Raw genomic sequence first — 662 nt, forward strand, 5'->3', positions numbered from 1 at the left:
TGCGTCTTGATGGTGGACTCGGCGACCACCAGGTGCGAGGCGATCTCCGCGTTCGACAGGCCCTGCGCGATGAGTACGAGCACCTCCGTCTCATGCGTCTTGATGGTGGACTCGGCGACCACCAGGYGCGAGGCGATCTCCGCGTTCGACAGGCCCTGCGCGATGAGTACGAGCACCTCCGTCTCACGCTCCGTCAGATCGCCGATCCGGGCGAGCGCGGGCGGCCGCGGGGCCCCGGCGAGCCGGGAGAACTCGGTGATCAGCCGCTTCGTGACGGTCGGCGCCAGCAGCGCCTCCCCGGCCGCCACCACCCGTACCCCGTCGGCGAGCTGGCGGGCGGAGGCGTCCTTCAGCAGAAACCCGGACGCCCCGGCGCGCAGCGCCTSGTACACGTACTCGTCGAGGTCGAACGTGGTCAGCACGAGCACCTTGGCGGCCGCGTCGTTCGCGACGATCTCACGGGTCGCCTCGATGCCGTTGAGCTCCGGCATSCGGATGTCCATCAGCACCACRTCGGGCCGCAGCGCGGCGGCCTGGGCGATGGCCTGCCGGCCGTCGACGGCCTCGCCGACGACCTCGATGCCCGGCATCGCCCCCAGGAGCACCGAGAAGCCCTCACGGACCATCATCTGATCGTCGACGATCAGGACACGGATGTCGTT

Annotated in this window: 1 protein-coding gene; it reads right to left on the bottom strand. The window is 69.9% G+C overall.

Annotated features, from left to right (window positions below; all coding sequences use genetic code 11):
- Positions 1-656: response regulator (locus AC1DUE_RS20005; RefSeq protein ID WP_477041160.1), on the bottom strand; the 656-nt coding region annotated here is incomplete at its 3' end.
- Between the last annotated feature and the right edge of the window lie 6 nt (positions 657-662).

The sequence above is a fragment of the Cellulomonas sp. P4_A2 genome (assembly GCF_056402515.1).